Origin of the sequence: Denitratisoma sp. (assembly GCA_032027165.1) — a bacterium.
GTDB lineage: Bacteria > Pseudomonadota > Gammaproteobacteria > Burkholderiales > Rhodocyclaceae > Desulfobacillus.
Map to the genome: position 1 here is coordinate 235,834 of JAVSMO010000001.1, position 22,132 is coordinate 257,965.

At 66.2% G+C, this 22,132-nt stretch carries 19 protein-coding genes; 9 read left to right on the forward strand and 10 right to left on the reverse strand.

Annotated features, from left to right (window positions below):
• Positions 1-239 precede the first annotated feature (239 nt).
• Together moaC and ROZ00_01200 are read right to left on the reverse strand one after the other, a co-directional pair.
• Positions 240-719 carry a cyclic pyranopterin monophosphate synthase MoaC gene (gene moaC / locus ROZ00_01195; GenBank protein MDT3734825.1) on the reverse strand — a complete coding sequence of 160 codons (480 nt, stop codon included), beginning with the start codon at positions 717-719 and terminating at the stop codon, positions 240-242.
• Positions 720-730: 11 nt separating this feature from the next.
• Positions 731-1,180, reverse strand: a complete 450-nt coding sequence (locus tag ROZ00_01200) for a response regulator (GenBank protein MDT3734826.1) — start codon at positions 1,178-1,180, stop codon at positions 731-733.
• A gap of 97 nt (positions 1,181-1,277) precedes the next feature.
• Between ROZ00_01200 and ROZ00_01205 the strand changes: the two genes are divergently transcribed.
• From ROZ00_01205 to ROZ00_01235, 7 genes are all read left to right on the forward strand, one after another.
• A complete protein-coding gene (locus ROZ00_01205; protein MDT3734827.1) occupies positions 1,278-2,723 on the forward strand; it encodes a M48 family metalloprotease in 1,446 nt (481 codons plus the stop codon).
• Positions 2,724-2,867: 144 nt separating this feature from the next.
• On the forward strand, positions 2,868-4,076 hold the full coding sequence (sat, locus tag ROZ00_01210) for a sulfate adenylyltransferase (GenBank protein ID MDT3734828.1): 1,209 nt from the start codon (positions 2,868-2,870) through the stop codon (positions 4,074-4,076).
• Between the two features lie 53 nt (positions 4,077-4,129).
• Positions 4,130-4,606, forward strand: a complete 477-nt coding sequence (aprB, locus tag ROZ00_01215; protein ID MDT3734829.1) for an adenylyl-sulfate reductase subunit beta — start codon at positions 4,130-4,132, stop codon at positions 4,604-4,606.
• A gap of 37 nt (positions 4,607-4,643) precedes the next feature.
• On the forward strand, positions 4,644-6,668 hold the full coding sequence (gene aprA, locus ROZ00_01220) for an adenylyl-sulfate reductase subunit alpha (protein ID MDT3734830.1): 2,025 nt from the start codon (positions 4,644-4,646) through the stop codon (positions 6,666-6,668).
• 152 nt (positions 6,669-6,820) lie between these two features.
• A complete protein-coding gene (locus ROZ00_01225) occupies positions 6,821-7,741 on the forward strand; it encodes a YkgJ family cysteine cluster protein (GenBank protein ID MDT3734831.1) in 921 nt (306 codons plus the stop codon).
• Positions 7,738-8,562 (forward strand): CbbQ/NirQ/NorQ/GpvN family protein, encoded by an 825-nt coding sequence (locus ROZ00_01230; protein MDT3734832.1) that lies wholly within the window; start codon positions 7,738-7,740, stop codon positions 8,560-8,562. The genes ROZ00_01225 and ROZ00_01230 overlap by 4 nt, the downstream gene beginning before the upstream one ends.
• Positions 8,537-10,630: a nitric oxide reductase activation protein gene (locus ROZ00_01235; GenBank protein MDT3734833.1), complete on the forward strand. Its 2,094-nt coding sequence runs from the start codon at positions 8,537-8,539 to the stop codon at positions 10,628-10,630. The genes ROZ00_01230 and ROZ00_01235 overlap by 26 nt, the downstream gene beginning before the upstream one ends.
• Here ROZ00_01235 and ROZ00_01240 read toward each other — a convergent pair.
• Positions 10,609-13,791 carry a PAS domain S-box protein gene (locus ROZ00_01240; protein ID MDT3734834.1) on the reverse strand — a complete coding sequence of 1,061 codons (3,183 nt, stop codon included), beginning with the start codon at positions 13,789-13,791 and terminating at the stop codon, positions 10,609-10,611. The genes ROZ00_01235 and ROZ00_01240 overlap by 22 nt on opposite strands.
• A gap of 149 nt (positions 13,792-13,940) precedes the next feature.
• Here ROZ00_01240 and thrH point away from each other — a divergent pair, with 149 nt between their 5' ends.
• The gene (gene thrH, locus ROZ00_01245; GenBank protein MDT3734835.1) at positions 13,941-14,549 is read left to right on the forward strand and encodes a bifunctional phosphoserine phosphatase/homoserine phosphotransferase ThrH; all 609 of its coding nucleotides are present in this window, start codon (positions 13,941-13,943) and stop codon (positions 14,547-14,549) included.
• Between the two features lie 83 nt (positions 14,550-14,632).
• The gene (locus ROZ00_01250; protein MDT3734836.1) at positions 14,633-15,682 is read left to right on the forward strand and encodes a hypothetical protein; all 1,050 of its coding nucleotides are present in this window, start codon (positions 14,633-14,635) and stop codon (positions 15,680-15,682) included.
• Between the two features lie 56 nt (positions 15,683-15,738).
• Here the strand turns inward: ROZ00_01250 and ROZ00_01255 are convergent, their stop codons facing one another.
• The 7 genes from ROZ00_01255 to ROZ00_01285 all read right to left on the reverse strand — a co-directional run bounded on the left by ROZ00_01255 (position 15,739) and on the right by ROZ00_01285 (position 22,109).
• Positions 15,739-16,635 (reverse strand): CoB--CoM heterodisulfide reductase iron-sulfur subunit B family protein, encoded by an 897-nt coding sequence (locus ROZ00_01255; GenBank protein MDT3734837.1) that lies wholly within the window; start codon positions 16,633-16,635, stop codon positions 15,739-15,741.
• Positions 16,636-16,654: 19 nt separating this feature from the next.
• The gene (locus ROZ00_01260; protein ID MDT3734838.1) at positions 16,655-17,278 is read right to left on the reverse strand and encodes a 4Fe-4S dicluster domain-containing protein; all 624 of its coding nucleotides are present in this window, start codon (positions 17,276-17,278) and stop codon (positions 16,655-16,657) included.
• A 13-nt stretch (positions 17,279-17,291) separates the two neighbouring features.
• Positions 17,292-19,544, reverse strand: coding sequence for a hydrogenase iron-sulfur subunit (locus ROZ00_01265; protein MDT3734839.1), 2,253 nt, complete (start codon positions 19,542-19,544; stop codon positions 17,292-17,294).
• Entirely contained in the window at positions 19,541-20,824 is a 1,284-nt protein-coding gene (locus tag ROZ00_01270; GenBank protein ID MDT3734840.1) for an FAD-dependent oxidoreductase, read from the reverse strand. Before ROZ00_01270 ends, ROZ00_01265 begins: the two co-directional genes overlap by 4 nt.
• 159 nt (positions 20,825-20,983) lie before the next feature.
• Entirely contained in the window at positions 20,984-21,508 is a 525-nt protein-coding gene (locus ROZ00_01275; protein MDT3734841.1) for a metallophosphoesterase family protein, read from the reverse strand.
• Complete coding sequence (locus ROZ00_01280) at positions 21,505-21,714, reverse strand: hypothetical protein (protein ID MDT3734842.1); 210 nt, start codon at positions 21,712-21,714, stop codon at positions 21,505-21,507. Before ROZ00_01280 ends, ROZ00_01275 begins: the two co-directional genes overlap by 4 nt.
• The gene (locus tag ROZ00_01285) at positions 21,714-22,109 is read right to left on the reverse strand and encodes a hypothetical protein (protein ID MDT3734843.1); all 396 of its coding nucleotides are present in this window, start codon (positions 22,107-22,109) and stop codon (positions 21,714-21,716) included. The genes ROZ00_01280 and ROZ00_01285 overlap by 1 nt, the downstream gene beginning before the upstream one ends.
• Between the last annotated feature and the right edge of the window lie 23 nt (positions 22,110-22,132).

The following is a 22,132-nucleotide window of genomic DNA, read 5'->3' on the forward strand; positions in this document are numbered from 1 at the left end:
CCGTGTGACTCCTATGTTGTTGGCTCGTCTGCCGATTCGGAAGGCATGACGATGTAGCAGTGAGATTCAGTCCAAAGCCGACAGGTTCCCGGTCAACTTGTGGTTGTGGAGCGTGACACGCAAAGGACCTGTCCGGACTCTAGCCGTTAAAGCGCGGCAGGACAACTCACTGGTATTGATTGAAAAATAAGCCTTGCCAATTTCAGTATCGGCTAATACTTGCAACCGTAAAGCAATGATCAACCTGCTCGCCAATGGCCGCTCTTGCCGCCGGCTTTTTCCAGTAGACGTATATTTTCGAAATATATTCCACGGTCGACGGCCTTGCACATGTCGTAGATGGTCAGCAGGCCGATGCTGACCGCGGTCAGCGCCTCCATTTCCACGCCGGTGCGGCCGACGGTTTCGGCCGTTGCTTCGCAGGTGATGCTGGCGCGCGCACGGTCGATGGAAAACTCCACGCCGACCCGTGTCAGGGGGACCGGATGACAGAGGGGGATCAGGTCCGAGGTGCGCTTTGCCGCCTGGATGGCGGCAATGCGCGCCACGCCGAGGACGTCGCCCTTCCTGGCGTCGCCGGATTCGATGAGGGCCAGGGTTGCAGGTTGCATGAAGACGGTGCCGACGGCACGGGCGATGCGATGCGTTTCGCCCTTTTCGGCCACGTCGACCATGTGTGCCTGGCCGCGGGCATCGAAATGCGTCAGGGGCTTGGACATGGCCGGCCTGTTCAGGCGGAGGGCGCCGGCGGCGGGGGGATGTTCAGGTCGGTCCAGTAGCGGCCGAGCAGTTCGACGGTCTCGCGCAGGCGGCCGTAATCCAGGGGCTTGCGCACATAGCTGTTGGCGCCGAGCAGGGCCGCAGCACGCACGTCGCGCTGCTCGGAGGAGGCCGACAGGATCACTACCGGCAGCAGCCGGGTGCGCGGATGCTCGCGCAGTTCGCGCAGGACTTCCAGGCCGTTCACCTTGGGCAGGTTCAGGTCGATCAGCGCCACGCCCGGCAGGTCGTCGCTGCTGCGCCTGGCATGGGCGTTGCGGGCGAAGAGATAATCCAATGCCTCCACGCCATCGCTGCACAGCGCGACCATGTCTTCCGGGATGACGGGCTGCAGGGCGTTCAGGATCAGCCGGGTGTCCTCTGGCGAATCTTCGGCGAGCAGCAGGGCGTGTGTACTCAAGGGAGAACCTTCTCTGATCGGGACGATCTGATCAATTTACTTTTTGTTACCTTTGGCCGCCATTCTAGCCGATGTGCACCAAGGTATCATATAAGCGATGAGATTCAGAACACTGGCATCCTTCGCCTTTCTCGCGATCCTGGCGCCCGGCGCTTACGCCGAGGGCTTGCCCGAACTGGGCGAGGCCTCCCGGTCGGACCTGCCGCCCCATATGGAAAGGCGCATCGGCGAGTCGATCGTTCGAGACATCCGCCTGCGGGAGCCGGCCTATATCGACGATGTCGAGATTGCCGCCTACCTGAATTCCCTGGGTGCACGCCTCACGGCGGCCATGCCCGAGGCGGGCCAGAGCTTCGAGTTCTTTGCCCTGCGCGATGCCACGCTGAATGCCTTTGCGCTGCCGGGCGGCTATATCGGCGTGCATAGCGGCCTCATTCTTGCAGCGCAGTCCGAGTCCGAGCTGGCCGGCGTGCTTTCGCACGAAATCGCCCACGTTACGCAAAAGCACCTGGCCCGGCTGATGGGCAAGCAGAACCAGGCCCAGGTGACGCAGTGGCTGGCGCTGGCCGTGGCGATCCTGGCGGCGCGCTCGAATTCCGACGCGAGCCAGGCGGCGATCGTGGCAGGCACGGCCGCCGGCGTGCAGACCATGCTCAACTACACGCGCGATTTTGAGCGCGAGGCCGACCGCATCGGCATCCAGACCCTCGATCGGGCCGGCTTCGACGTGCGCGGCATGGCCAGCTTCTTCGAGCGCATGCAGAAGTTCGGGCGCCTCTACGAGAACAACGCGCCCGGCTACCTGCGCACCCACCCGCTCACCGTCGAGCGCATCAGCGACATGGAGAACCGGATCCTGCAGGCGCAGTACCGGCAGGTGGCGGATTCGACCGAGTTCCAGCTGGTGCGGGCCAAGCTGAGATCAGGCCAGGGCGACCCGCGCGACGCCGTCACCGATTTTGAAACCCAGCTGCAGGAACGCAAGTATCTGTCCGAGGCCTCGGCCCGTTATGGACTGGCCATGGCGCAGATGCGGGCGAGGAACTACCCTGCCGTCGAACGCGAGCTTGCCGAATTGCGCCGGCTCAAGGCGTCCTCGCCCATGATCGACACCCTGGCCACGGATGTGAGGAAGGCGCAGGGCGACATGGCCGGGGCGCTGAAGCTGTATCGCGAGGCCCGCATTCGCCATCCCCGCAACAGGGCGCTGCTCTACGGCCAGATCGATGCGCTGCTGGCGAACGGCCAGGCCCAGGCGGCGTTGAAGACGGCGACCGACGAACTGCAGCTGACGCCCTCCGACGCCGCCCTGCACGGTCTGCAGGCGAAAAGCTACGCCGCCCTCGGCAAGCGCCTGCAGCAGCATCGCGCCCAGGCCGAACTGTACGCACTGCGGGGCCAGCTGGTGGCGGCGATCCAGCAGCTGGAGCTGGCCCAGAAGGCCGGCGACGGCGACTTCTTCGAGCATTCCCAGGTCGATGCACGCCTGCGCGAGCTGCGGGTCCGGCAGCAGGAGGAAGCGAAGCAAAAGTTGCCCCTGTAAGGCCGACTTGAATCGCTTATGGGTTGATGCAGGTCAAAAAATCGACCCCCCCTATTTCACAATAAAATAAAACGATTATTGCCACTTCCCGGAAGTGTTAGCCTTCGCTCCGACTCGAAAAAGGCTATATAGGGAGGAGACGCAATGGCACTGGTCAATCCGCACGGCGGGGGCGCGCTGAAGCCCCTGTTGCTGCAGGGCGAGGCGCACAAGGCCGAACTGGCGCGCGCCCAGACGCTGCCGAAAATCAAGGTCAGCTCTCGCGAGAAGGGCGACATCATCATGCTGGGCATCGGCGGCTTCACGCCGCTCGACGGCTTCATGACCCACAGCGACTGGCAGGGCGTGTGCGACGGCATGAAGATGGCCAGCGGCCTGTTCTGGCCGATTCCCATCACGCTGTCGACCGACAAGGCGACCGCCGATTCGCTGAAGACCGGCGGCGACGTCGCGCTGCTCGACCCGGACAGCGGCGAGATCCTCGCCACCATGAAGGTCACCGAGAAGTACGCCATCGACAAGGCGCACGAGTGCGCCATGGTCTTTAAGACCACCGACATGGAGCACCCCGGCGTCAAGATGGTGATGGAGCAGGGCGACGTGAACCTCGCCGGTCCCGTCAAGGTGCTCTCGCAGGCCGAGTTCCCCGCCAAGTACGGCGAGTTGTTCATGACCCCGGCGCAGACCCGGGCGCTCTTCGACTCCTACGGCTGGTCGAAGGTCGCCGCCTTCCAGACGCGCAACCCGATGCACCGCTCGCACGAGTACCTGGCCAAGGTGGCCATCGAGACCTGCGACGGCGTGCTGATCCATTCGCTGCTCGGCAACCTCAAGCCCGGCGACATTCCCGCCGACGTGCGCGCCGAGGCCATTGCCACGCTGACCGACAAGTACTTCGTCAAGAAGACCGTGGTGCAGGCCGGCTACCCGCTCGACATGCGCTACGCCGGCCCGCGCGAAGCGCTGCTGCACGCGCTGTTCCGCCAGAACTACGGCTGCTCGCACCTGATCGTCGGCCGCGACCATGCCGGCGTCGGCAGCTACTACGGCCCCTTCGACGCCCACCACATCTTCGACGAGATCCCGAAGGGCGCGCTGGAGACCCAGCCGCTGAAGATCGACTGGACGTTCTGGTGCTACAAGTGCGGCGGCATGGCCTCCGCCCGCACCTGCCCGCACGGCGATGAGGATCGCCTGCTGCTGTCGGGCACCAAGCTGCGCAAGATGCTTTCGGAAGGCGGCGACGTGCCGCCGGAGTTCTCCCGTCCCGAAGTGCTGGAGATCCTGCGCGCGTACTACGCGGGACTGACCGAAAAAGTTGAAATCAAGCTCGCCGGCCATTCGGCGCGCTGATTTTGGTTCACGCCGGCACAAGGGTGCCGGCGTCGTTTTTTAGGAGAAGGAAAATGCCAACCTTTGTTCGTACCGAGAAATGCGATGGCTGCAAGGGCCAGGACAAGACCGCCTGCATGTACATCTGCCCGCACAACCTGATGAAGCTGGACAAGGACGGTTCCGACACCGGCCATGCCATGAAGGCCTACAACCAGGAGCCGGAGCAGTGCTGGGAGTGCTACTCCTGCGTGAAGATCTGCCCGCAGAACGCCATCGAGGCGCGCCACTACGCCGACATCGTGCCGCTGGGCGGCTCGGTGCAGCCCCTGCGCGGTTCCGACTCCATCATGTGGACCATCAAGTTCCGCAACGGCACCATCAAGCGCTTCAAGTTCCCGATCCGCACCACCGCCGAAGGCTCGATCGACCCGTACGGCGGCAAGCCGATGCCGAAGATGGCCGACCTCGACAAGCCGGGCGTCTTCACCAAGGACGTCATGGGCGGCTACCGCGGCGGCAAGGCCGACGAACTGATCCGCGTGAAGTAAGCGGCGAACCGACAACTTTCGAAATAAGGTGACTGCAATGTCTGGAACTTTTGACAAACCCGAGATCGTCCAGGAAGAAGTGGACATCCTTCTCATCGGCGGCGGCATGGCCTGCTGCGGCGCCGGCTACGAGATCATGCGCTGGGCCGAGGCCGTCAAGGCCGAGACCGGCAAGGAACTGAAGATCAAGCTGGTCGACAAGGCCGCCATGGACCGCTCCGGCGCCGTGGCCCAGGGCCTGTCCGCCATCAACACCTACATCGGCCCCGAGCAGGACCCGGCCGACTACGCCCGCATGGTCTCCAACGACCTGATGGGCATCACCCGCGACGACCTGGCCTACGACCTCGGCCGCAACGTCGACGACTCCGTGCACCTCTTCGAGGAATGGGGCCTGCCGATCTGGAAGACCGACGCCGACGGCGTGCGCCACGACGGCGCCGAGTCGCAGCGCGAAGGCCTGCCCGCCCTGAAGGACGGCGGCAAGCCGGTGCGTTCGGGCAAGTGGCAGATCATGATCAACGGCGAATCCTACAAGTGGATCGTCGCCGAAGCCGCCAAGAAGGCCCTCGGCCTCGACCGCATCCAGGAGCGCGTCTTCATCGTCAAGCTGGTGAACGACAAGAACGACCCGTCGCGCGTCGCCGGCGCGGTCGGCTTCTCGGTGCGCGAGAACAAGATCTACGTGTACAAGGCCAAGGCCATCCTGCTGGCCGCCGGCGGCTGCGTGAACCTGTTCCGTCCGCGTTCGGTGGGCGAGGGCACGGGCCGCGCCTGGTACCCGGTGTGGAACGCCGGCTCGACCTACGCCATGGCTGCCGAAGCCGGTGCCGAGCTGACGATGATGGAAAACCGCTTCGTGCCGGCCCGCTTCAAGGACGGCTACGGCCCGGTCGGCGCCTGGTTCCTGCTCTTCAAGGCCAAGGCGACCAACGCCTACGGCGAAGACTACATGGTCAAGAACAAGGAGATGCTGAACGACTACCCGCCCTACGGTCAGGCCGCCGTTCCCGCCTCCTGCCTGCGCAACCACCTCATGCTGAAAGAGATGAAGGAAGGCCGCGGCCCGATCTACATGGACACCGTCACCGCGCTGGCCAAGCTGCGCGAGACCCTGACGCCGAAGGAAGTGAAGCACCTCGAAGCGGAAGCCTGGGAAGACTTCCTCGACATGTGCATCGGCCAGTGCGGCATCTGGGTCGGCGAGAACATCGAGCCCGAGAAGACCATGTCCGAGCTGATGCCGACCGAGCCCTACCTGCTCGGCTCGCACTCCGGCTGCTGCGGCATCTGGGTGTCCGGCCCGACCGACGTTGGCGCGCCGACCACCGAGGAACTGCCGGGCGTGCCCGAGCACCTGCCGAAGGGCTGGAACTGGGGCTACCGCTCGATGACCACGGTCAAGGGCCTGTTCACCGCCGGCGACGGCGTCGGCGCCTCGGGCCACAAGTTCTCCTCCGGTTCGCACACCGAAGGCCGCCTCGCCTCCAAGGCCATGGTCAAGTACGCCCTCGACAACAAGGACTGGAAGGTCGAGCTGGACACCGATCCCGCCGTCCTCGCCGAGGAGATCTACAAGCCGGTGCGCAACTTCCTCGAGCACAAGGACTACAGCACCGCCATCGACGTGAACCCGATGTACATCACGCCGAAGATGCTGCAGTTCCGCCTGCAGAAGATCATGGACGAGTATGTCGCCGGTGTCGCCACCTACTACAACACCAACGACAAGATGCTGGCCGTGGCCGAAGGCAAGCTGGAGATGCTCAAGGAAGACGCCCAGAAGATGCGCGCCAAGGACCTGCACGAGCTGCTGCGGGCCTGGGAGAACTACCACCGCATCCTGACCGCCGAAGCGCACATGAAGCACATCCAGTTCCGCGAGGAGAGCCGCTACCCCGGCTTCTACTACCGCACCGACAAGAACTTCGTCGATGAGCAGAACTGGCACTGCTTCGTGAACTCCGTCTATGACAAGAACACCAAGAAGTGGACCTGCTTCAAGCGCAAGCACGTCGACCTGGTGGACAAGTCGAAGCTGTTCAAGGCGGCCGCGCACTAAGCCGTCCGCAGGTTGTCGGAAATGCAACCGGGCGCCGCAAGGCGCCCGGTTTGCTTTCCAGCCCCGCATTCCCCCTGCTGTCGTGCGGGTTGGTGAATCGCAAGGTCCCGGACTATGATTCGGGAAATCAAGCCAGTGAAAGAGCAAGAGACATGAGCATGGACACCTACATGGCGAAGGACCTGCCCTTCCCCGAGAGCCCGGTCGTGCCGGAGATGGTGGATGGCGGCAAGACCATCCAGTTCCAGTGCCGCAAGGGCATCGCCTGCTGGAATGCCTGCTGCAGCAACATCGACATCTCGCTGACGCCCTACGACATCCTGCGCCTGAAGCGGCGGCTGGGACTCGCCTCGGCGCAGTTCCTGCAGCAGTACGCCGTGCCCTACGAGCTGGAGAAGGACGGCATCGCCGGCATCAAGCTGAAGCCGGTCAGCGGCGGCAGCGCCTGCCAGTTCATGACGCCGGAGGGCTGCAGCGTCTACGAGGATCGCCCGACCGCCTGCCGCTACTACCCGGTGGCGCTGCTGTCCATGCGCAAGCAGGACGAATACACCGACACGCATTCCTACGCCCTGGTGAAGGAGGCGCATTGCCTCGGCCACAACGAGCCGCGCAGCCTCACCATCGACGAATACCGCGCCGAGCAGGGCCTGCCGGAATACGACGAGCAGGGCCGCGGCTGGCGCCAGCTGGTGCTGAAGAAGATGTCCTCGGGCCCGACGGTGGGCAAGCCCTCGGTGAAGAGCCGCCAGCTGTTCTTCATGACCTGCTACGACATCGACACCTTCCGCGCCTTCGTCGATTCCGGCCCCTTCAACGACCTCTACGACGTGCCGCCGGCCGAGCGCCAGGCCATGCTGGGCGACACGCTGGAGGCCGAGCAGCGGCTTCTGCAGTTCGGCTACCGCTTCCTGCGCCAGGTGCTGTTCGGCGAGGATTCGATCAGCCTGCACAAGGAGGCGGCGGAGAAGCGTCGCGAGCAGGCGCGGGCGAAGGCGCAGCAGGCCGAGCGCGAGGCCGCCGAGAAGCTGGCGCGCGAAGAGGATCCCCGCGACGAGGGGTTCGACGATTGAGCGAGGCGCTCGGTACCCGCGGCATCGCTCCCACCCTGGCGCGGATCGAGACCGAGCCGTACTACCAGGCCATCCATGACGAGGTGGCCCTCTTCGAATCCGCCCATCGCCGCCGCCTGCCGGTGCTGCTGAAGGGGCCGACCGGCTGCGGCAAGACGCGTTTCGTCGAATACATGGCCTGGAGGCTGAAGAGGCCGCTGGTCACCGTGGCCTGCCACGACGACCTCACCACCGCCGACCTCGTCGGCCGCTACCTCATCGTCGGCAACGAGACGGTGTGGGTGGACGGCCCGCTGGCCGCCGCGGTGCGCGCCGGCGCCATCTGCTATCTCGACGAGATTGTCGAGGCGCGCAAGGACACCACGGTTGTGATCCATCCGCTGGCCGACAACCGCCGCCTGCTGGCCATCGACAAGCGCGGCGAACTGCTCGCCGCGCCGGACGACTTCATGCTGGTGATCTCCTACAACCCCGGCTACCAGAGCGTGCTGAAGGAGATCAAGCCGTCCACGCGCCAGCGCTTTGTCGCGCTGGAATTCGACTACCCCGAGGCCGCCGTCGAGGCCGGCATCGTCGCCACCGAAGGCGGCGTCGACGCCGGGACGGCCCGCCGCCTGGTCAAGCTGGCCGAACTGACGCGCAACCTGAAGGGCGCCGGTCTCGACGAGGGCGCCAGCACGCGCCTGCTGGTGCACGCCGCCCAGCTCATCGCCGACGGCGTCGAACCGGCGGCGGCCTGCACCGCGGCGGTCGCGCGGGCGCTGAGCGACGATCCCGAGATGACGGGGACGCTGGATGACCTCGTCCACGCCGTCTTCTAGAAAGCTTTTCTCCGACGAACTCGAGCAGCGCCTCGACGAGCTGCTCTTCGCCTCCACCTCGCACCGTTCGGCGAAGGGCATTGCCGACGGCCTCGAGCGACTCAAGCGCGAAGAACAGGAGCGCGTGCTGCACTGGGTCGGCGTCGCCGCCCAGTCGTATGCCGAGATCGGCTATCAGGTCGCCGCGCTGGCGCCGCACGCGCTCGAACGGCTGGATGCCGCGGGCTTCGAGGCCTGGGTGCTGGCCGGTCTGGACGCCTACGACCGCCAGGGCGGTCAGGCGGCGATGGCCTTGCTGCGCGACCTCGACGGTTTTTGCGCGCTGCGCGAGAACGCGCCCGCAGCGGCGTCTCTCGCCGATATCGAGACGCGCCTGGGGCGCTTCCTGCAGGGCCTGGCCGGCCGGCCGCTGGCACTCGCGGCGGGAGCGGTCGCCCACACCGACACCGAGACCGTCTTCCTGCCGGCGCAACTGGCGTCGCTGCCGACGCAGGATGGCAACCGCCGCCTCTACAAGGCGACGGCGGCGCTGCTGTGGGCGCAGACGCGCCATGGCACCTTCGGCACGGCGGCGGTGGACATCGAGGCGGCGTTCGCGCGCTGGCCCGAGCGCGAGCGGGCGCTGCGCTGGTTCGCCGCGCTGGAGGCGGTGCGCCTCGAGGCGGTGCTGGGTGAGGAACTGCCCGGCCTCGCCGCCGAGATCGCCGCGCTGCGCGGGCCCTGGCCGGAGGAATTGCGCGCGGCCGTCGAACGGCTCGGCCGCCCCGATGCCGCCGTGTCGCAGACACTGACTTTTCTCGACGAATGCATGGCCGGCGAGGCGGAGCCGCCCTCGCTGCCGCATGCCGGCGCGATCGACCTCGCGGCCGCGCTGCGCGTGCGCGCGGCGCGCATCGCGCGCGAGGCCGAGGTCGTGCGCAAGGCGCTGTCCACCCTGAAAGGCTTCGGCGGCCGCCAGGGCGCCGGCAAGCAGGCGCCGACGGTGAATCTCGAAGGCGGCAAGCTCGAATTCCGCCTCGACGGCGAAGCCATCGCGCTGCCGCCCGAGGCGCAGGCGGCAGCGCAGTCGCTGCTGCAGGACCTGGACGAACTGCCGCCGGAATGCCTGGTGCCGGCCGGCCCCGGCGCCTGGCAGCCGACCGAACGTGAAGAGTGCGAGAGCGGCGGCGAGGATGCCCTCACCAGCCACCGCGAGCCCCACCGTCGCTACGACGAGTGGGACTATCGCCGCCGCGCCTACCGCCGCGGCTGGTGCCATCTTTTCGAGATCGACCTGGCACCGGGCGATCCGGACTACGTGGCAAAAGTCAGTCTGCGCAATGCGGCGCCGATCCGCCAGATCCGCCGGCGCTTCGAGCTGCTGCGCGGCGAGGACCGCCTGCTCGGCCGCCAGCCCGAAGGCGAGGAGATCGATGTCGACGCCCTGGTCGAGGCGGCCGGCGACCGCGCCGCCGGCACCGAGCCGGAAGCGCGGCTGTACAGCCGCCGCATCCGCAACGAGCGTTCGCTGGCGGCGATGTTCATGGTGGACATGAGCGGCTCGACCAAGGGCTGGGTGAACGACGCCGAGCGTGAGTCGCTGGTGATGCTGTGCGAGGCGCTGGAGACGCTCGGCGACGCCTACGCCATCTACGGCTTTTCCGGCTGGACGCGCACGCGCTGCGACATCTATCCGGTGAAGCGCTTCGACGAAGCCTACGACGCGGCGGTGCGCGCACGCATCGCCGCCATCGAGGCGAAGGACTACACGCGCATGGGCGTGGCCATCCGCCATCTCACGCAATTGCTGGAAGCGCAGCCGGCGCGGCACAAGCTGCTGGTGACGCTCTCCGACGGCCGGCCGGACGACTTCGGCGACGAGTACCGCGGCCACTACGGCATCGAGGACACGCGTCGCGCGCTGCAGGAGGCGCACGAGCGCGGCGTGCGCAGCTACTGCGTCACCATCGACCGCCACGGCGCCGACTACCTGCCGCGCCTCTACGGCCCGGCGCGCTACACGGTGCTCGACGACGCGAAGAAACTGCCGCTGAAGGTGGCCGACATCTACCGCAGGCTGACCACCTGAGGCTCGGCCAGCGGCAGCAGCACCGGCGGGCCCAGATCCAGCCGCGTCTCGACCCAGCCGTCTTCCGCGTTTTCAAGACTGAGGGCGGCCCCCGTGGGCGGCAGGAGGGAGCGGACCAGGTTCAACCCCGTGCCGAGCCCCTTGCCGCCGGCGAAATCCAGGCTGGTGTCGAGACGTCCCGGGTTTTTGATGATCAGTTGCGCCCTGTCTCCATCGCAGCGGATGTCGAGTGAGACCTGCGTCCTGTCCTTGCCGTGGCGCAGGGCATTCGTCAGCAGTTCGTTGAGGATGAGCGCCACGGGCACCGCCTCCGCTTCGGCGACGGCCCACCTGCAGGCGCGGTCGGGGCAGTTCAGGCCGATGGGAGCGCCCGTGATGCCGCCGAGGAAGGCGGTGATTTCCGCTGCCAGGCTGCGCAGGCTGGCGTCGCCCGTTTCGGCGCGCCCTTGCAGGCCGTGCACGATGGAGATGGCGTTGATCTGTGCGGCGAAGTTCTGCAGCACGGACTCGAGCCCGGGTTGTTCATGAATGTGCTGCCGCAGCAGCCCGGCGAGGCCCTGCAGGTGGTTCTTGATGCGGTGGTGCACTTCGCGCACCAGGGTGTCGCGCTGCTGGCGGGCGTATTCCAGGCGCCTCGCCTCGGCTTCGCGCCGTTCGGTGACGTCCTGCGCCACGCCGACGCTGCCGATCACCTCGCCCGAAGCAGTGCGCACCAGGCCGATGGTCAGCAGTACCCAGAAGACCGAGCCGTCCTTGCGCACGTAGCGCTTTTCCAGTGAACCGACGCCGATCTCCCCACTGCGCAAGCGCACACTGAGCGCCAGGTTCGCCGGCACGTCTTCGGCATGTGTGATGTCGGCGAAGCTCCGTTGCAGCAGTTCCGCCTCGCTGTAGCCCAGCATCTCGCACTGGGCGCGGTTGACCATCAGGTAGCGCCCGCCGGCGTCGGCGATGGCGATGCCGACCGGGGCGCTGTCGAAGATGGCGCGCAGGCGCGCCTCGCTCTCCGCCAGGGCCTGCTCGGCCTCGACGCGCGCGGTGACGTCCTCGGCCAGGATCATGCGCGCCGGGCGGCCGAGAAATTCCACGTCCTGGAACCAGATCGCCGCCTTGAGCAGGCTGCCGTCCTTGCGCCTGTGCGTCCACGTGCGCCCTTGCGGCCTGACCTTGGCCTTCACCATCCTTTCGAATTCGGCCACTTCCTCCGGCGGGCGGATGTCGCACAGGGTCATGGCGAGAAACTCCTCGCGCGTGTAGCCGTATTGGGCGACGGCGGTGCCGTTGACCTCGATGAAGGCGAGGGTGTCGACGTCGAACACCCACATCGGCAGCGGGCTGCTCTCGAAGAGGAAGCGGTAGCGTTTCTCGCTTTGCTTCAGTTCCGCCTCGGCCCGCTTGCGCTCGGAAATGTCGCGCACCACCGACATGATCGCCGGCTTGCCGTCGACGACGATGCGTGCGCCGGCCGCTTCGACCTCGATGACCTGCCCGTCGAGCGCGCGGTAGTGCATTTCCGCCGGCTGCAGGAACGGCACCTCTCCCAGTGCAAGGCTGGCGGCGCGCCGTTCGGTATTCGCCCTGTCCGTCGGGGCGACCAGATCGTGCCAGTCGCGGCCGACCAGGTCGCGTTCCGATTCCGCGCGGAACAGGCGCACGGCGGCGTCGTTGGTGTAGAGGACGATGTTGTTCCAGTGCACGAAGACGGCGTCGGGCGAGAGCTTGAAGAGGAAGCGGTAGCGCTCCTCGCTGTCGCGCAGGGCCTGCTCGGCCCACTTGCGTTCGCTGACGTCGCGCCCGGTGTAGGTCAGGGCGCCGATGTCCGGATCGCCGAAATGGTTGGTGAAATTGGCCTCGACGAGCATCCAGTGGTCGTAGCGGCCCCTGACACGGTGCTCGAACCGCTGGGGCAAACCGGGATGGGCGAGGGCATTGACACGGGCCGCCTCGACACGGCCGACATCTTCCGGGTGCACCAGCGCCGTTCCGCTGGCGATGCTCTCTCCCGTCAGCCTGCTCCCCAGCTGCTGCTCGACCGAGGGGCTGGCGTAGACGATGCGCATGTCGCGGTCGAAGAGCACGAGCAAGTCCCAGGCATTCTCGATCAGCCTTCGGAAGCGCGCCTCGCTGGCGGCCAGTGCCGCCTTGGTGGATTCCTGCTGGGTCAGGGCCAGTTCGCTTTGTCCGCGCCGGTACCAGGCGAGCATGGCCAGGCCCAGCGCCATCACCAGCAGCGACGCCAGCGTGCCGGACCACAATGCTTCACGCCGCACCGGAGCGAGAATCTCTTCCCGATCGAGCTTGGAGACGACGAACCAGGGCATGTCCGGCACCTGGCCGACGGCCGCCAGCACCGGCACGCCGCGGTAATCGATGCCTTCGGTAATGCCATGGCCGCCGCGGGCCGCCACGGCTGCCGGCAGACTGGATTCCCCGGTATGCCTTTTTAGCTTCTCCGCTTCGGCATGTCGGAGCGAACTCAGGTAAGTGATCTCGCCGTTGGTGCGCTCGACCAGGAAGGTTTCCCCGCTCTCGCTGGGCGACGGCCAGCGGCGCAGGAAAGGGTCGAGATGGGCTTTCGGATCGAGGTGGAACACCAGCGCGCCGACGATCGGCGCGCCAGGCCGCCGGCTGTCGGCCACGGGCGCAGCGATGTCGATGTCGATGTGGTGCTGCTTGCCGGCCTCGCTGTGGTAGGCACGGGAGATGGCGGTTTGTCCTGCTTCCATGGCGGTTCGGGCCGCCTTTGCCGCTGCCGCCAATGCATCCTCGCCGATCTTGCCGACGCCGAATAGGCGATTGCCCTGGCGATCCAGCAGCAGGACCGCCTCGTAGCCGTATTCCTTGCGGATCTGCTCGAGCTGATTCGGCAGGGCGTCCGGCCCATACGCCCATGCGTCAGCGCCTTTTCCCGTCGCGGCGATGGCCAGGAGCGGCCGGTTGCTTTGCACGAGGGCATCGCTGCGCCGTTCATCCAGCCAGAAGCGGATGAACTCGATCTTCAGTTCGGCCGTGGCCTGCAGCTCTCGGCCGCGCTCGCGCAGCACGGCCGCCTCGTAGGCGGAGACGGCCGAGTACCAGAGGGCGCCGATGCCGGCGGCGAGGAGCAGGAAGGCGATGGCCAGCCATTGGCCGGACAGTTGGCGCTGCGGCGAGGGTGTCATCGTTGCGGTTCGGAAATTTCCGGATTCGATATTACTACCGATGGGCTTCGGCGCGCGACGCCGGGCGGTGAAGGCCGATGAATTCGGCTAAAATGCCGAACCTTTGTGCCGGCTGCCGGGCCGGCGGCATGACGACCAGGAGTGAGTAAGTGCAGCTTGCGTGTTTGGATCTCGAAGGCGTTCTGATTCCCGAAATCTGGATCGAGTTCTCGAAGCGGACGAACATCCCCGAACTGTCGCGCACGACGCGCGACGAGCCGGACTACGACAGGCTGATGAAGGGGCGCCTGGCCATTCTCGAGCAGCACAAGCTCGGCCTGCCCGACATCCAGAAGGTCATCGCCGAAATGGGCCCGCTTCCGGGCGCGCCCGAGTTCCTCGACTGGCTGCGCGAGCGCTTCCAGGTGATCATCCTGTCGGACACCTTCTACGAGTTCGCCATGCCGCTGATGCGCCAACTCGGCTATCCGACGCTGATGTGCCACAAGCTGGAGGTCGATGCGAAGGGTTTCGTGCGCGACTACACCCTGCGCATGCCCGAGCAGAAGCGCGAGTCGGTGAAGGCCTTCAAGTCGATCAACTTCAAGGTCATCGCCGCCGGCGATTCCTACAACGATACCGCCATGCTGGCCGCGGCCGACGCCGGCATCCTCTTCCGTCCGCCGCAGAACGTCATCGACGAGTTTCCGCAGTTCCCCGTCACGCGCAGCTACGATGAGCTGGCCGCCGCCTTCGAGGCGGCCAGCCGGTCGATCTAGCCGGCGCTTTCCCGGCCCGGCGGCTTGAGCCCTCTGCCGTTCGGTGGCACGATGGGCGCGACAACCGAACGGGAGGGGGCGTCATGGCAGATCGGAAAACACCGGGCAAGACCCTGTTGATGGTGGCTGTGGCCGTTCTGCTGGCGGCCGGCGGCTGGTTTGCCTGGCAATACTTCAACGAGCCGCCCCCGCCACCACCTCCGCCGCCCAAGGCTGCCAAGTCGGCTGCAGCGCCTGCCGCGCCCAACCAGGACAAGACGATCGAGGAGATCCTGCGGGTGACGGGCATGGACCATATGCTGAACCAGTTGCCGGAGCAGATGCTGGCCGGCATGCGCCAGGCTGGCAAGCAGGACAAGAGCGGCAAGCTCTCGCCGGGCGACCTGGCCGAACTGGAGCGGCTGACGCGGGAAGCCTTCCCCGCGCAGGGCTTCCGGCAGCGCGTGACGGCCGCCCTGAAGAAGGGGTTCGAGGCGCAGCGTTTCCGGGAATTCCTCGCCGACAGTTCCATGCCGCTGGCAAAGCGCATGACTGAGCTGGAGAAGCTGCAGCCGAAGCAGGAGGAACTCGCGGCGTTCATGGCCGGACTGAAGGCGAAGCCGCTGGCGCCGATGCGGGTGAAGCTGGTCGAGCGCATCGACATGGCCGGCCGTGCCAGCGAACTGGCCACCGAGTCCATGTTCGCCACCGTGAGGGGCATGGCGCGCGGTTTTTCCGGCGCCGATGCGAAGCAGGCCGCCGATGTCGACAAGGCGATCGAGCAGCAGCGCGCGGCCGCGGCAGACAATATCCGCAACGCCGTGCGTTTTTCCCTGGCCTACGCCTATCGCGACGTGAGCGATACCGATCTGGCCGAATACGCCCGCCTGCACGAGAAGCCCAGCACCCAGTTCGTGCTGGGGCTGATGTTCGATGCCCTGGTCGAGGAAATCCGCAGCGGCTCGGAGCGCCTCGGTGCCGGCCTCGAAAAGCTGCTCACGGCCAAGCGCGCCGGGAAGCCTGCGTCGGCGGCCGACGCCGGGTCCGCGGCGGCCTCGCGGCCGATGCGTTCCCGGGCCGGGGAAGATGCGCGCGAGTGCCTGCGCTTCGAGGCCAACCGGCAGGTGATGGGCTGCGCGGAACGGTACCGATAAAAGCAAACGGCGAGGCCCCCGCCTCGCCGTGCCGTGCGGCCTGACTTTTCCCGCGGCTACTTCTTCGCGATCTCTTCCAGCTTCGTCGCCTTGATCAGCTGGCCGTCGAGGCCGGCTTCCTTGGCGCTGCCGCCGTAGGCGACGGTCATCAGCTGGGAGTAGTAGAGCACCGGCATGCTGAACTTCGTGCCCTGCTTCTTGTTGATCTCGCTCTGGTAGATCTCGACATTGGCCTGGCACAGCGGGCAGGGCGTGACGATCATCTCGGCGCCGTGGTCGTAGGCCGACTCGACGATGTCGCGGATCTGCTTTTGCGACTTCTCCGGCTCGGAGAAGGCGAGCGCGCCGCCGCAGCAGGTGACCTTCTGGTCGTAGGGCACGGCCTCGCCGCCGACGGTCTCGACCAGCTTGTCGAGGTACACCGGGTTCTCGAAGGATTCGCCGGCGATGCCGAAGGGGCGGTTGGTCTGGCAGCCGACGTAGCCGGCGAACTTGATGCCTTCCAGCGGCTTCACCACCGGCTGCTTGAGGGCGTCGTAGCCGAGGTCCTCGATCAGCACCTCGACCATGTGGCGTATCGGCGTCGTGCCCTGGTACTGCAGGCCGGCGGCGGCCAGCGCCTCGTTGGTTTCCTTGAGCAGGACTTCGCTGTGGTCGAGGCGTTCCTTCACCTCGCGCTGGGCGAGCCAGCAGGCGGCGCAGGTGGCGACCATCTCCTTGCCCGGCATGTGCGTTTCGGCCAGGGCGAAGTTGCGCGCCGACAGCGCCAGGCGCGGCAGTTCGCCGCCCTCGGCGTAGCCGATCGAGGCGCCGCAGCAGTTCCAGTCGGGGATTTCGGTGATCTTGACGTCGAGCTTGTCGCACATGGCGTTCACCGACGTCAGGTAATTCGAGGCCGAGGCCTTCGACTGCGAGGAGCAGCCGGGGTAGAACGCGTATTCTTTCTTTGCCATTTGCTTTCTCCGTCGGGGCCTACTTGGCGAAGCCCTTCTTGCGGTCTTCGATCTGGCGCGCCTTCTCGATCATGGCCTTGAAGCCGGCCTGGTCCTTGACGCCGTGGCCGCCGAGGATCTCCATCGGGTTGAGGCGCTTGGCCTTGACCAGGCCGAGGCCGACCGCCTGCATGTTGAGGGCATTCTTGATGCCCTGCACGAAGCCGTCCTTGAAGTAGAGGGCCAGCGAGAAGGTCAGCTCGTTCACGCGGCCCTTCTTGATCAGGTTGTTCCAGAACAGCGTCGCCGTCTCGCGCGTCGGCTGGCCCTTCGGCGCGATGCCGAGGCGGTGGGCGTAGTTGGCCAGGCCGTGCATGATGTGGGTGATCGGCAGCTTGCGCGGGCAGCGCACGATGCAGTTGTAGCAGGAGGTGCACATCCACATCGAGTCGGAGGAGAGCACTTCCTCGCGCTTGCCGGCGCGGATCATCATGAAGATTTCCTGCGGCGGATGCGCCCAGGCGTTTCCGAGCGGGCAGGAGCCGGCGCAGACGCCGCATTGCATGCACATGCGCACCCAGTGGCCTTCCTCGACGTTGGCCTCGACTTCCTTGAGGAAGCTGTTCTTGTATTTCGCGATGGCGGTTTGGTTCGCGGTGGTCATTATCATGCGCTCCTCAGCCGAAGCCCTTCATCGGTGACAAACCAATCTCTTTGATTTGATCGACGTACTCGTTGATCAGCTTCACCACGCGGGCATTGTCGGTGATCGCCACCTCCAGCGTCTGCACGCGCTCGGTCTCGAGGCCGAGCTGCTTCAGCGTGTCGTCGATCTTGCTCATCCGGTAGTAGGCCATCTCCGAGCCCTTGACGAAGTGGCACTGGTAGTCGTCGCCCTTCTTGCAGCCCATCATCATCACGCCGTCGTAGCCGGAGTTGAGCGCGTCGGTGATCCAGATGGTGTTCACCGAGCCGAGGCAGCGCACCGGGATCGCCCGCACGAAGGCCGAATAGGTCAGGCGCTGGATGCCGGCCATGTCGAGGGCCGGGTAGGCGTCGTTCTCGCAGGCGAGGATCAGGATGCGCGGCTTCTCCTCGAACTCGTCGGGGATGTTAACCGCCTTGATCTGCATGCCGACGGTGTCGCAGGAGTAGTTTTCGAAGGAGATGACGCGCACCGGGCAGGCGCCCATGCAGGTGCCGCAGCGGCGGCAGCGCTCCTCGTTGAACTTCGGGAAGCGCTTCTCGTCCTCGTCGATGGCGCCGAAGGGGCATTCCACCGTGCAACGCTTGCACTGGGTGCAGCCCTCGAGGCGCGCGATCGGGTAGGACAGGTCCCAGGCGCGCGGATGGGCGGCGCGGCCGCGGGCGGCGTTCTCGACGGCCTGGATCGCCTTCAGCGCGGCGCCGGTGGCGTCCTCGGTGGCCTGCAGCATGTCCATCGGACGGCGCGTCGGGCCGGCGGCATAGACGCCGGTGCGGCGGGTTTCATACGGGAAGCAGATGAAGTGAGAGTCGGCGAAGCCGTACTTGAACTGCGGCATGTCCGGGCCCTGCCGGTAGTTCAGGTTGAGCACGGAGATCTTCTGCAGTTCGCCCTTCTTGATCTTCGCCGCCTCGTCGCCGCTCTCGGCGGCGGTGACGGTGGCGGTCCACTCGTCGAGGTTCACGCCGGCGTTCGGCACCTGGCCGGTGGCGAGCACGACGAGGTCGGCGTCGATGCTCGCGTCTTCATTCAGGATGAGGTCCTTGAAGTCGACCTTGCAGCCGTCGCCGCCGGACACCTTGTTGGCCTGGCCCTTGGTGAAGACGACGCCCTTGTCCTGCGCGCTGCGGTAGAAGTCCTCGCCCATGCCCGGCACGCGCAGGTCCTGGTACATGACCACGGTGTCGATCTCGGGGTTCTGGTCCTTGAAGTAGGTCGCCTGCTTGATGCTGGTGGCGCAGCAGTGGCCCGAGCAGTAGGGCAGGTGCTGGCCGCTCGTGTCGCGCTGGCCGGCGCACTGCACGAAGACGACGGACTTCACTTCCTTGCCGTCGGCGCGCTTGATCGGCCCGCCGTCGGCGGCGCGCGCCAATGCTTCCAGCCCGGCCTGGTCGACCACGTTGGGCTGGCCGCCGCCGAGTTCCGGCAGCTTATTGATGTCATAGGGCGTGAAACCGGTGGCCTGGACGATCGCGCCGCAGAGTTCCTCGGCGACGCTGCCGGATTCCTGCGCGATCTTCACGGCGAAGCGGCCCGGCGCGCCGCTGGTTTCGGCGATGGTGGAATTCAGGTGCACCTTGATCTTCGGGTTGGCGGAGACCTTCGCCGCCAGTTCCGCCGCGCCGACCGGCTGGGCCTCTGCATAGGGCGCGGCGAAGGGCACGCGCTTCCACAGATTGCTGGCGAAGCCGCCCAGCGCCCCGGACTTCTCGACCAGCGCGACCTCGTAGCCGGCCTCGGCCGCGGCCAGCGCCGCCGTCATGCCGGACATGCCGCCGCCGACGACGAGGATCTTCTTGCTCGAGGCTTCCTTGACGTTGCCGCCCGGCACTTTCATCTTCTTGACCTCGGCGCAGCCCATGCGTACGTAGTCCTCGGCCATTTCCTGGCGCACCTCGTCGTGCTCGGAACCCTCGGCGACGACCCAGATGACGCCTTCGCGCAGGTTGGCGCGCGAGACGGCGGCTTCTGGGAAGCTGAAGGCCTCGGCCTTGGCGCGGCGAGAGCAGGCGGCGATGCACAGGTGCGTGACGCCGTCGTTGGCGATGTCGTCGCGGATCATCTGCACGCCTTCGGCGTTGCAGAGGAAGGGGTGGCTCTTCACCACCGTCATCTTGCCCTCTTTCTGGGCGATCTTCTCCAGCGTCGGCACGTCGAGCTTGTCGCCGATGCCGCAGCCGGAGCAGACGTAGGCGGCGTACTTGGGAGTAGCGGGGGCGTTCATGCTGCCTCCGTGGATGCGGTTTTGTGGATCACTTGAATCGCCTTCAGGCTGGCCGCCGTGGCGCTCTGCACCGAGCGGTTGACGTCGAGCGGGCTGGCGGCGCTGCCGGCGCCGAACATGCCGCCGCTCTTCGAGCCTTCGATGAAGTTGGACGAGTCGAGAACGATGTCCTCGGGCAGCTTGACACCGGTGACCTCCGGCTCCATGCCGACGGCCAGCACGACGAGGTCGTGCTCGGTGGCGTAGCGGTGGTAGCCCTCGGTGTCGACGCCGTGCAGGACCGGGTTGCCGGTTTCTTCGTTCAAGGCGATGCGCGCCACCTTCGACTTGACGAAGGTGACCGTCGGGTCGTTCTGCACGCTCTGGTAGAAGTCCTCGAAGCGGTCGATGGCGCGGATGTCGATGTAGTAGATCGTGGATTTTCCCTCGTCGCCGCAGGCCTCGCGCACGTAGTGGGTCTGCTTGAGCGAGGCCATGCAGCAGATGCGCGAGCAGTGGCGCAGGTGGTTCTCGTCGCGCGAGCCGGCGCACTGGATGAAGGCGACGTTCTTCGCCTCCTTGCCGTCGGCGCGCAGCAGTTTGCCGCCGGTGGGGCCGTGCGGATCGGCCATGCGCTCGAACTCGAGGCTGGTGACGACGTTGGGGATGCGGCCGTAGCCGTAGGGCTGTATCTTCGCCGCGTCGTAGGGCCGCCAGCCGGTGGCCCAGATCACGCTGCCGACCTTCAGCTCGACGGTTTCCTCCTGCATGCCGAGGTCGACCGCGCCGACCTTGCAGGCGGCCTTGGCCTTCTCGCCCTCGGGCGTGCCGACGATGGAGGGATCGATGACGTAACGCTGCGGGTAGGCCATGCCGTGCGGCAGGTAGGCGGCCTTGATCCTGTCCAGGCCGTAGTTGGCCGGGTTGGGGATCTCCGCCGACACCGCGCTGCCGCAGTCGCCGCAGGCGGTGCAGTTCTCATTCACGTAGCGCGGCTTGACCTTGAGGGTGACGGTGTAGTCGCCGCGCGTGCCGCCGACCGCCGCCACCTCGGTCATGGTCATGACGCGCACGTTGGGGTTGCCGCGCAGGCGCTTCAGGTTGATCTCGAGGCCGCAGGTGGGGTGGCACATCTTGGGAAAGTAGCGGTAGAGCAGCGCCGTGCGCCCGCCGAGCGTCGGCAGCTTCTCGGCGAGGATGACCTGCTGGCCGCACTCGGCGGCTTCGAGCGCCGCCGTCATGCCGGAGATGCCGCCGCCCACGACGAGGATCGTCTGGCTGGTAGCGATGGATGCTGACATCGAGCCTCCCGGAAACGGAAATTCTTGTTGAAGAACAGAAACGGATTCTAATCAACAACGCGCTGATTCTCGTCTCAATTTCCCTATGTGAAGATTGAAAGACTCAATCCCGTATTCAAGGGAAGCTTGACGCAAATCAAACCACTTGGATTCATGGGGTCAAACGGCCGGCATGACGAGCGGACGGATGGCGAATTCCATCGTTGCCAGGTCGCCCAGCACCCAGGTCGCCGCCGGTGCACCGAGGCCGGCCACCGTGCCGGGGTTCACCAGCCAGGATTCGCCGCCCCGGACATTCGGCTGTTTCGCAATTTCAGGCTTGTGGCTGTGGCCGCAGCAGACCAGGTCGTAATCGCCGGTGCACGCCATGGCCCGGCCGTAGTGCGGGTAGTGCACCAGGAAGATCCTGCGCCCGGCCAGCTCGATCGCGGCATCGCCGCCGTGATAGTGCAGCAGGCCGTCCGAGCGCGAGGCCATCTGGCAGATGGCTGTGAAGTCGCCGAGGTTGTTGCCGTGGATGACGTGCACCGGCAGGCCGAGCTTGAGCAGGGGCTTGAGGGTGTTGGGGCCGATGACGTCGCCGCAATGCAGGACGGCCTCGGCGCCGAGGGACTTGGCTTCCTCGACCGCTGCAGCCAGCATGGGGCCGCGGTCGTGGCTGTCGGAGACGATGCAGACCTTCATTTCTTCCAGCTGTAAAGTGAAAAATCCTGTCCGGGGGCGAAGCCGAAAATGCGTTCCAGGTCGAGTTCGGCGATCAGGGCGTCGACGGCCTCCCGGCCATGCTCACCCTGCACCTCGGCGAGCACCAGACGTGCGCCGTTGGCACTGTAGCCGCCGCCGAAGCCGGCCTGCGCCTGCAACAACTGGCGCGCCCGCTCGAGGGTCATCAGACGACGATCGGTCCGTGGTAGTCGTCATCCGGGCCGAGGCCCGGATTGGACATGATGGCGCGGCGCTTGACGTCGTGGTCGACTTGCAGCTGGAGGAGGTTGCGCACGCAGTCTTCGATGATGTCGTAATCCTGTTCGCCGATGCGGTACTGCTGGTCCTCGGTGTAGAAGAAGTAGGAGCGGTAGCGCTTCTCGCTCAGCTTGCAGACGACGAACTGCACGTTGCGCTCGTTCCAGTAGATGCCCGGTACGGTGGTCAGTTCTTCGGAACCGGCGGTCAGGCGCACCTCGACGTCGGCCTCCTCGAGCGGGACCAGCTGGCCATAGCGGTAGATCATGGCGGCCTCGACGGCTCGCCGCTCCTGGGGGGTGAATCCGGGAATGTCGCTCATGGGCAAAACCTGCTAGGTTGAAA